The following is an 8848-nucleotide window of genomic DNA, read 5'->3' as shown; positions in this document are numbered from 1 at the left end:
ACCCCTACCCACCGCAGCCTGACCGCTCAACCCGGCGAACCTTCCCGGTCACAGCACTAGGCGACGATCCAGTCGCTGGTCGCGATGACCGGCTGCACCCCGTCACGGTGGATGGTGCCTTCGATCAGGCCGTACATCCGGTCCGCCGCGAAGTAGACCTCGTTGTCGTTCTTGAGGCCGAAGGGCTCCAGGTCGACGAGGAAGTGGTGCTTGTTGGGCAGGTTCAGCCGGACCTCGTTGACCCGCGGGCAGTTGTCCAGAACCCGCTCGGCCATCTGATTGAGGGTCTGCTGGAGCGAGTAGGAGTACGTCTCCGCGAAAGCGTCCAGCATGTGCTTGCGGACCTTCTTGTACGACCGGTCCCAGTCGTGCTCCGGGTCGTCCGCGGCGAGCGCCGAGTGCGCCCAGCGCGCGGTGACCTTGGTCGCCAGGATGCGGTCGTACGCCTCCTGGAGGGTCGTGTACTTGTCCTTGATGTAGCCGTGGAACTCGGAGTTCGTCGAGTTCATCACGGTCAGCTCCTTGAGGCCGGATATGACCTGGAGCCCCGTCGTCTCGCTGTACGTGATCTGCGCGGTGCGCACCTCCTGGCCCTTGCGGACGAAGGAGTGCTGCTCCTTGCGCGTCGGCACCGGGATCCGGTCCCAGACGTACTCCTCGATGCGGATCTGCGCCTCGCGGATCGGCTGCTGGGAGGAGACGAAGTGCTTGGCGAGGAGGATGCCGAAGGCCTCGGGGGAGGCGATGCCGTGCTCCTTGCCGAAGGCGTACACCGTGTTCTTGGTGGTGTCCGTGGGAAGGCAGTTGGCGTTGTCGCCGGTCAGGTGGACGTCACGGAATTCACCGCGGAGCGCGACCGAGACGTTGAGGTCGCGGATCTCGTGCCAGGAACCTCCCCCAGACTCCGTCCGGGAGGTACCCCCATTGCCCTTGCGGGTGACCTTGACGATGCGGTTCTCGGCCTTGCCGTACTGGTTCTGGGCCAGGACGTGCTTGCTCATGATGTCTTCCTTCGGGTCTCGGGAACACGGAGTCCGGTGGTCTGGATCCCGTACGCCCGGCGTCCAGCGTCCGCCCGAAAGAAGGCGTGCCGCTCCCCGCCGTTCAGCCCCGTGGGGCCGCCCCGGGACTGACGTGCATCCCGGTCCGTAGGTGCTGGGTGGTGCTCGGCGGTACTGGGTGGTGCTTCGTACCGCTCCACGGATTGCAACACGCGCGTGGTGCGATCCCCACCGCACGGATCATCCGAACACCCGCACCCACTCATTGGGCGACCCCACAGCAGCGGGGCTGTCCGCGCAGGTCAGGCCATGTGTGCGTCCGCGACCGACAGCGCCTCGTCGAGGATCTCCAAGCCCTTGGCCACGTCCTGCTCCGAGATGTTGCAGGGGGGTGCCACGTGGATGCGGTTGCCGGCGACCAGTGGCCACAGCCCGCCCTTCTTGCAGGCCGCCGCGAACGCGGCCATCGGCGCGTTGTCGGCCCCGGAGGCGTTGTACGGCACGAGCGGCTCGCCCGTCTGCGCGTCCCGTACGAGCTCCAGCGCCCAGAAGGTGCCCAGACCCCGGACCTCGCCCACCGACGGGTGCCGCTCGGCGAGCGCGCGCAGGCCCGGACCCAGCAGCTCGGCGCCCGTGCGGGCGGACTGCTCGACGATGCCCTCTTCCGCCATGGTGTTGATCGTGGCGACGGCGGCGGCGCAGGCGAGCACGTGCCCGGAGTACGTCAGGCCGCCCGGGTAGGGCCTGCGCGCGAAGGTCTCGGCGATCGCCGCGGAGATGGCGACACCGCCGAGCGGGACGTAGCCGCTGGTCACGCCCTTGGCGAAGCAGAGGAGGTCGGGGGTGACGTCCCAGTGCTCGCAGGCGAACCACTTCCCGGTGCGGCCGAAGCCGACCATGACCTCGTCCAGGATGAACACGATGCCGTAGCGGTCGCAGAGCTCGCGCACCCCGGCCAGGTAGCCGGGCGGCGGCACGAGCACGCCGGGCGCCCCGCCGACCGTCTCCAGGATGACCGCGGCGATCGACCGGGGGCCTTCGAAGACGATGGTGTCCTCGAGGTGGCGCAGGGCGCGGGCGCTCTCCTCGGCGTCGGTCGCGGCGTGGAAGGGCGAGCGGTAGCGGAACGGGCCCCAGAAGTGCACGACACCGGCGGTCGCCGAGTCGTTGCCGAAGCGGCGGGCGTCACCGGTCAGGTTGATCGCGGCGGACGTGGCGCCGTGGTACGACCGGTACGCGGCCAGCACCTTCGGCCGCCCGGTGTGGACGCGGGCCATCCGGACGGCGTTCTCGACGGCTTCGGCGCCCGCGTTGGTGAAGAAGATCTTGTCGAGGTCGCCGGGGGTCCGTTCGGCGATGAGGCGTGCGGCCTCGGAGCGGACGTCCACGGCGAAGCCGGGAGCGACGGTGCACAGCTTCCCGGCCTGCTCGGCGATGGCAGCGGCGACCTTGGGGTGCTGGTAGCCGATGTTCGTGTAGACGAGCGCGCTGGAGAAGTCGAGGAAGCGGTTGCCCTCGTAGTCCCAGAAGTAGGAACCCTCGGCCCCCGCGACGGCGAGCGGATCGATGAGTTCCTGCGCCGACCAGGAGTGGAAGACGTGCTTCCGGTCTGCGTCTTTCACGGCGTCTTTCGCGGTGTCTTTCACGGCGGCTAGGGCGTCGGCTGCTGCGTTCATAATCCGAGGGTAGTTGTCCACTATGTGGACATAACCCCCGGCGGACCTGACGGATCGGGTGGCGCGGCTTCGACGGACCCCGACGGCCGCACTAGCGTCGGCCCCCGGCCGCCGGGGCGGCCGGGAGGTTTCCGCACGGGGGTGGGAAACGTTCCGGCCGACCGGCCCCCGCTAGGCGACCTACCGCACTGCGGAAATGTACTTCCGTTGCACGGAAGAAACCGGCGAGATTCTGTGACGTTCCCGTGGTGGTTGGGAAGCGGTGCATAAAGGAATATCGGGATTGGTTGCCCCGGGCGGGGGTAGGTGCGGCGCGCAGGAGTGCGCGCGGAGACGGGCGTGCGGGCACGTACGCGCGGAGACGGGAGGCCCTGTGGCCGAGCAGACGCGGAGGCTGGTCCTGGGCGGTGCGACGACCGGCGTCGTCACCCGCTGCCGCGACTTCACCCGGCAGGCGCTCACGGACTGGCAGTGGCGCCGTGACCCCGAGGCGATGGAGGACGTGCTCCTGCTGGTCTCGGAGGTCGTCACCAACGCCTGTCTGCATGCCGGAGGCCCCCGGGAACTGGTCCTGCGGCACAGCGTGGACGGCCTGCGTGTGGAAGTCAGCGACGACAGTCCCGAGCCTCCCCGCCGACGGCCGCCGGGCGACCGCAGCCGGCCGGGAGGTCACGGCCTCATCGTGCTGGCACGGCTCGCGAGGAGCTGGGGCGCCGAGCCTTCCGGCGGCGCTTTTCCCGGGAAGACGGTCTGGCTGGAGGTGCCGCCCCCGGCTCAGCCGCACCCGCCGGTTCCCGGCGGGACCCAGAGCTCCCAGCCGTCCCAGGGTTCTTAGCCGCCCCAGGGCTCCTGGCGGTCGCAGAGTTCCTGACGGTCCCGGAGCTGGCGGTCCCAGGGTTCCTGGCCGTCCCGGAGCTCCTAGCAGCCCCTGAGATCCTGGCGGTCCCGGGGTTCTCGGCCGGCACGGGGCTCCCGGCCGTCCCCGGCGTCCCGGGAACCTCCTGCGAAATCTCCTCCGCGTCCGTGAGGAACTCCTGACGGAGCCGGGTCAGGGTCCGGTTCAGCAGCCGCGAGACGTGCATCTGCGACAGCCCCAGCAGCCCGCCGATCTCGGACTGAGTGAGCTCCTGCCCGAAGCGCAGTTCCAGCAGCGTCCGCTCGCGCGGCGAGAGCCCGGCCAGCATCGGCTTGAGCGACTCCAGGCACTCGATGAGGTCGTACGCGCCCTCCTCCTCGCTCAGCGCCGTCGGCGCGGCATACGGATCCCGGTCGCTCTCCTCCTGCGTCGGCGCGTCCAGGGAACGCGCGGAGTAGGCGCGCGCCGCCTTGCGGCCCTCGGCCAGCTCCTCCGGCGAGACGTGCAGTTGCTCGGCGAGCTCGGAGTCGGTGGGCTCGCGGCCGAGGTCCTGTTCCAGACAGTCGTGCGCCTTGGCCGTGTCGATGCGCAGCTCCTGGAGCCGGCGGGGGACCTTGACGGCCCAGCTCGTGTCGCGGAAGAACCGCTTGATCTCGCCGGTGATGGTGGGCATGGCGAACGAGGTGAATTCGACACCGCGGTCGGGGTCGAACCGGTTGATGGCCTTGATCAGGCCGATCGTGCCGACCTGGACGATGTCCTCCATCGGCTCGCTGCGGCCCCGGAAGCGCCGGGCCGCGTACCGCACCAGGCTGATGTTGAGCTCGACGAGGGAGTTGCGGACGTACGAGTACTCGGCGGTGCCTTCCTCCAGCCCGGCCAGCCTGCGGAACAGGGCCACGGAAAGGGCCCTGGCCTCATGGGTCGCGACGTCTGTGAGTTCTGTACGGTCCATCACTCTGCGCTCCTGCGACGGAGGGGTCCCGGATAGGGGCCGTCGTTGCGCTGTCCCGGGTGATATACCCGCCCCAACCATTCCATACCCGAAGTTTCCTTCCGGCCTTCCGGGTCACGTCCCCGGTTGCGGCGGTACGGATCTGTGCAGGGTCGTCACCGCCCCGAAGCCCAGTACGTCCCGGGGCCACGGAGTCCGCGGTACCCGGACCGCCCGGAACCCGAGCCCTTCGTAGCGGGCCCGGGCGGCGGTGTCCCCCGCGGCCACGTCCAGCCGGACGCGCCGGCACCCCTGCTCGGCGGCGACCGCCTCGACGCCCTCCAGCAGCAGCGCCTCCACCTCCAGGCCGGGCTCGGACCGGTCCACGGCGATGCCGTCCAGGACGAGCTCGCCGCGCGCCGGCGTGCGCTGCGACAGGGCCAGCAGGTACGCCCGCCACAAGCCCCTGACCTGCCCGTACTCCGCCCTCACAGCGGCCGTGTCACCGCCGATCAGGCCCCGCCCGGCGAGCTGGAATCCGACGACGCCCAGCACCCGGCCGTCAGGGGAGACGGCGGTCAGCGCCCGGTCCGGGTCCAGGTGCGCGGCGATGAACCGCCGCCCGGCCGCGGCGGGGCCCAGCGCCGGGCCCAGCTGCGCCCCGAAGGCCTGCCAGTACAGCTCGGCGACCCGGTCCCGGGCCCCGCCGCCCTCCGGCAGCCCGCGCAGCAGCCTCGTCATCATGGGCGCCAGCGTAGGCACCCCGGCGCACCCCGGCCCCCGGCCGCGCGGGTTCCCCCGGGCAGCCCCGGTGGGGCTGGCCCCCCTACGGCCGTCCCGGCAGCCGGATGGGGCGGCGCCGGGCCTTCGACAAGCATGTGGCCATGACCGGTTACCGCCGCCGCAAGGCCGCCGCCCTCGCCGCCCTCACCCTTTCCGCCGTGGCCGTCACCACCAGCCCGGCCGGCGCCACCACCCCCGGGACGACCGCCCCGCAGGCCGCAGCCGTGGCCGCCCTCGACTGGCACGACTGCACCCACAAGGGCGCCCTGCCCGGACAGCAGTGCGCGACGCTCCCCGTCCCCCTCGACTACGGCGACCCGGGCGGCCGGCAGCTGCACGTCGCCGTGACCCGGCTGCGCAGCGACCGTCCGCAGGCCCGGCGCGGGACGCTGCTGGTGATCCCCGGCGGCCCGGGCGGCTCCGGCGTCCAGAAGCTGACGTCCACGGGCCGGGCCCTGGCCCGGGAGATGGCCGGCGCCTACGACCTCGTCTCCCTCGACCCGCGCGGCGTCGGCGGCAGCAGCACTGCCGCCTGCGGCCTGGCCGAGGAGGACCGGCACCTGGTCACCCTGCGGTCCTGGCCCGGCCCGGACGGGGACGTCGCGCAGAACGTGGCGCGCTCCCGCAGGGTCGCCCAGGCCTGCGCCGAGCACGGGGGGCCCGAGCTGCGCAGCTTCACCACCGCCAACGAGGTGCGCGACATCGACCGGCTCCGCCAGGCCCTCGGCGAGCGGAAGCTGTCGGCGTGGGGCACCTCGTACGGGACCTACGTGGGCGCGGTGTACGCCCAGCGGTTCCCGCAGCACACCGACCGCCTGGTGCTGGACAGCAGCGGAGACCCCGACCCGGACCGCGTCGCGCGCGGCTGGCTCGCGAACATGTCGGCCGGCGCCGACGACCGCTTTCCCGACTTCGCGGCCTGGGCGGCCGACCCGGCGCGGGACGCCGAAGGCCTGCGGCTCGCCGCGCACCCCGAGGACGTACGCCCCCTCTTCCTGGAGACCGCGGCGAAGCTGGACCGCGAGCCCCGCCGGTCCGACGTCCCGGGCGTGCCACTGACCGGCAACCGGCTGCGCCAGGCCCTCCAGACCAGCCTCTACGGCAACGACTTCGCCCCCGTCGCCCGGCTCCTGCTGGCCGCCCAGGACCCGGCCGCCGAACCCGTCCTGCCGCCCGACGTCTCCGGGCCGCTGCCGGACACGGGCGCGGCGGCGGTCCTCGGGGCCATCTGCAACGACGTGGCCTGGCCCGGGGACGTGGCCGCGTACGAGCGCGCCGTGGCCGCCGACCGCACGGCGCACCCGCTCACGGCCGGGATGCCGGTGAACATCACCCCCTGCTCCTTCTGGAAGGACCGCCCGGCGCAGGAGCCCACCCGGATCACCCCGGACGGGCCGTCCAACGTCCTGATGGTCCAGAACCTGCGCGATCCCTCCACCCCGTACGCCGGCGCCCTCAAGATGCGCGAGGCGTTCGGCGGCCGGGCCCGGCTGGTCAGCGTCGACGCGGGCGGCCACGGCTCCTACCTGGGCAACGGCAACGGCTGCGGCGACCGGGCGGTGACCCGGTTCCTCACCACCGGGCAGCGCCCGCGGCAGGACACGTACTGCGGGAGCTGAGCCCCGCACCTACCCTGGGGTGCAGGACAGGGAGAACCGGTCGTCCAGAGGGAGCGGTCCATGAACCGGCGTCGTTCCCCACGGCCGGTGAGCGCCGATGACCTCCTGGCCACGCTCGGACGGCTCACCGCGCAGGCGCGGGTGGGGGCCGAGTTCCAGCGGGCCCGCGTGGAGCTGGCCGAGGCCCTGCAACGCGAGATGCTCCCGGCGTCACTGCCCGACGTGCCGGGGCTGCGTACCGCGGCGTGCTACTCGCCGGCCCGTGGCGGGCTGGAGGTCGGCGGCGACTGGTACGACGGCTTCCGTCTGGGGGACGGGTCGCTGGCGTTCTCCATCGGCGACGTGCAGGGCCACGACGTGGAGGCGGCGGCCTTCATGGGCCAGATCCGGATAGCCCTGCGCGCGGTTGCCGCCGCCGCGTCCGATCCCGGGGACGTGCTGGCGCGGGCCAACGACCTGCTGCTGTCGGTCGGCCGGGACCTCTTCGCCACGTGCAGCTTCCTGCGTTTCGACCCCCGGACCTGGCGGCTCGAAGGGGCCCGCGCCGGGCACATCCCGGCGGTGTGGGCCACGGTGGACGGCGCGTACGGCATCGCCGAGGACGAGGGCGGGCTCCCGCTGGGCGTGCTGGCCGGGGGCGACTACCCGGTGACGGCCCGGTCCCTCGGCCGGGCGGGGGCGTACGTCCTGCTCACCGACGGGGTGGTGGAGGGTCCCTCGTTCCCGATCGCGACGGGGCTGGGGCAGGTGGCCCGGGTGGTCCGGGACGGCGCGGCGGCGGATCCGGAGGAACTGGCCGCGGAGGTGTTGCGGGTGGCCGACTCCACCGGCCATGCGGACGACGCGGCTGTCCTGGTCCTGCGGCACGACGCGCCGCCCGGCCGGTAGGGCCGGCTGTCGGTCGTCGCGTGCCGGTCCGCGCGGTGACGACGCGCCGCCCGGCCCATAGGGCGTGTCAGGAACCCGCGCGGGGCCGGAGCCGTTGTCTCATACGTGGGGTGAGCACCGAGCGAGGGCAGCGGCGGCCAGGTCCCTCCCCCGCCCTGTCCCTACCGCGTCAGGCGCTGTGGATCCTCGCGGTGGCCGCGGCCTACTACGGGACCGGCCGGCTGGGCCTGCTCCAGCGCGTGGTCGTGGCGGGAGCGCAGGTCACGCCGTTGTGGCTGCCCACGGGGATCGCCGTCACCGCCCTGCTGTGGCGGGGGGCGCGGATCTGGCCGGGCATCGCGCTGGGCACGTACCTGGTCATCCGGACGCTCGGCCCGGTCGAGCCGAGCGCGCTCGCCATCATCGCCGGCAACACCCTGGCCCCGCTGTGGGCCTACGCGATGCTCCGCCGCGCACACTTCCACCCCGAGCTGGACCGGCTGCGCGACGGCCTGGCGCTGGTGTTCCTGGGCGGCCTGCTGCCGATGCTGCTCAGCGCGACCGTCGGCACCGGGGTGCTGGCGCTCGTCGGGACCCTGCCGTGGAGCGGGTTCTGGCCCGTGTGGGCGGCCTGGTGGGCAGGGGACGCGATGGGCGTGCTGGTGGGGACGCCGCTGCTCCTGGCGCTGCCCCGGATGCGGCTGCCGCGCGACCTGTACCGCACGGCCGAGGCGGTGGCGCTGCTGGTCGTGGCCGTGCTGGTCACCCTCCTGGTGACGCGCAGCTCGCTCTCGCTGCTCTTCCTCGTGTTCCCGCTGCTGATCTGGGCGGCCGTCAGGTTCCAGCTGGTCGGGGCGGCGCCCTGCGCGCTGCTGGTCTCGGTGGCGGCGGTGTGGGCGGCCGCCGACCGGGCGGGGCCGTTCGCCCGCCACGGCATCCTCGAGGTGATGGCCAACCTGATGGCCCTCAACGGCTCCGTGGCCCTGACCGCGCTGCTGCTGTCTGCGCTGGTCACCGAGCAGAACAATGTCCGCCTCAAGATCCAGCAGGCCTGCGAAGACCTGGCCGAGCTGGTGAACCGCCTCTCCCCGCGCGCGCGGAGCTGAGTGCGG

General features: G+C 72.8%; 7 protein-coding genes and 1 pseudogene. 4 read left to right on the top strand and 4 right to left on the bottom strand.

The annotated features are described in order from the left end of the window. Positions 1-56: 56 nt before the first annotated feature. Positions 57-1001, bottom strand: coding sequence for a factor-independent urate hydroxylase (gene pucL / locus IE207_RS22635; RefSeq protein ID WP_190186100.1), 945 nt, complete (start codon positions 999-1001; stop codon positions 57-59). Positions 1002-1303: 302 nt separating this feature from the next. Further along, the gene (locus IE207_RS22630; RefSeq protein ID WP_190186099.1) at positions 1304-2677 is read right to left on the bottom strand and encodes an aspartate aminotransferase family protein; all 1374 of its coding nucleotides are present in this window, start codon (positions 2675-2677) and stop codon (positions 1304-1306) included. A 493-nt stretch (positions 2678-3170) separates the two neighbouring features. Between IE207_RS22630 and IE207_RS22625 the strand changes: the two genes are divergently transcribed. Then, entirely contained in the window at positions 3171-3512 is a 342-nt protein-coding gene (locus IE207_RS22625) for an ATP-binding protein (RefSeq protein ID WP_308433649.1), read from the top strand. A 184-nt stretch (positions 3513-3696) separates the two neighbouring features. Here the strand turns inward: IE207_RS22625 and IE207_RS22620 are convergent. After that, positions 3697-4569 (bottom strand): annotated as a pseudogene (locus IE207_RS22620) (SigB/SigF/SigG family RNA polymerase sigma factor); the annotation flags it as partial. Positions 4570-4602: 33 nt separating this feature from the next. Next, positions 4603-5211 (bottom strand): GNAT family N-acetyltransferase, encoded by a 609-nt coding sequence (locus tag IE207_RS22615; RefSeq protein ID WP_190186097.1) that lies wholly within the window; start codon positions 5209-5211, stop codon positions 4603-4605. A 140-nt stretch (positions 5212-5351) separates the two neighbouring features. On the opposite strand from IE207_RS22615, the gene IE207_RS22610 reads away from it, so the two are divergent. The 3 genes from IE207_RS22610 (at position 5352) to IE207_RS22600 (ending at position 8842) form a co-directional block, all read left to right on the top strand. Next, the gene (locus IE207_RS22610; protein ID WP_190186096.1) at positions 5352-6869 is read left to right on the top strand and encodes an alpha/beta hydrolase; all 1518 of its coding nucleotides are present in this window, start codon (positions 5352-5354) and stop codon (positions 6867-6869) included. Positions 6870-6929: 60 nt separating this feature from the next. Continuing rightward, positions 6930-7757, top strand: coding sequence for a PP2C family protein-serine/threonine phosphatase (locus tag IE207_RS22605; RefSeq protein ID WP_190186095.1), 828 nt, complete (start codon positions 6930-6932; stop codon positions 7755-7757). 110 nt (positions 7758-7867) lie between these two features. Then, positions 7868-8842, top strand: coding sequence for an MASE1 domain-containing protein (locus tag IE207_RS22600; protein ID WP_373304748.1), 975 nt, complete (start codon positions 7868-7870; stop codon positions 8840-8842). Positions 8843-8848: the final 6 nt, after the last annotated feature.

Source organism: Streptomyces cirratus (genome assembly GCF_014650775.1).
GTDB classification, from domain to species: Bacteria; Actinomycetota; Actinomycetes; order Streptomycetales; family Streptomycetaceae; genus Streptomyces; species Streptomyces cirratus.
This window is presented reverse-complemented; position numbering and strand designations above follow the sequence as displayed.

What these genes read in the sequence shown, in the direction of transcription:
- pucL (WP_190186100.1), bottom strand. Translation starts at nt 1,001, where the DNA reads ATGAGCAAGCACGTCCTGGCCCAGAACCAGTACGGCAAGGCCGAGAAC.
- IE207_RS22630 (WP_190186099.1), bottom strand. Translation starts at nt 2,677, where the DNA reads ATGAACGCAGCAGCCGACGCCCTAGCCGCCGTGAAAGACACCGCGAAA.
- IE207_RS22625 (WP_308433649.1), top strand. Translation starts at nt 3,171, where the DNA reads ATGGAGGACGTGCTCCTGCTGGTCTCGGAGGTCGTCACCAACGCCTGT.
- IE207_RS22615 (WP_190186097.1), bottom strand. Translation starts at nt 5,211, where the DNA reads ATGATGACGAGGCTGCTGCGCGGGCTGCCGGAGGGCGGCGGGGCCCGG.
- IE207_RS22610 (WP_190186096.1), top strand. Translation starts at nt 5,352, where the DNA reads ATGACCGGTTACCGCCGCCGCAAGGCCGCCGCCCTCGCCGCCCTCACC.
- IE207_RS22605 (WP_190186095.1), top strand. Translation starts at nt 6,930, where the DNA reads ATGAACCGGCGTCGTTCCCCACGGCCGGTGAGCGCCGATGACCTCCTG.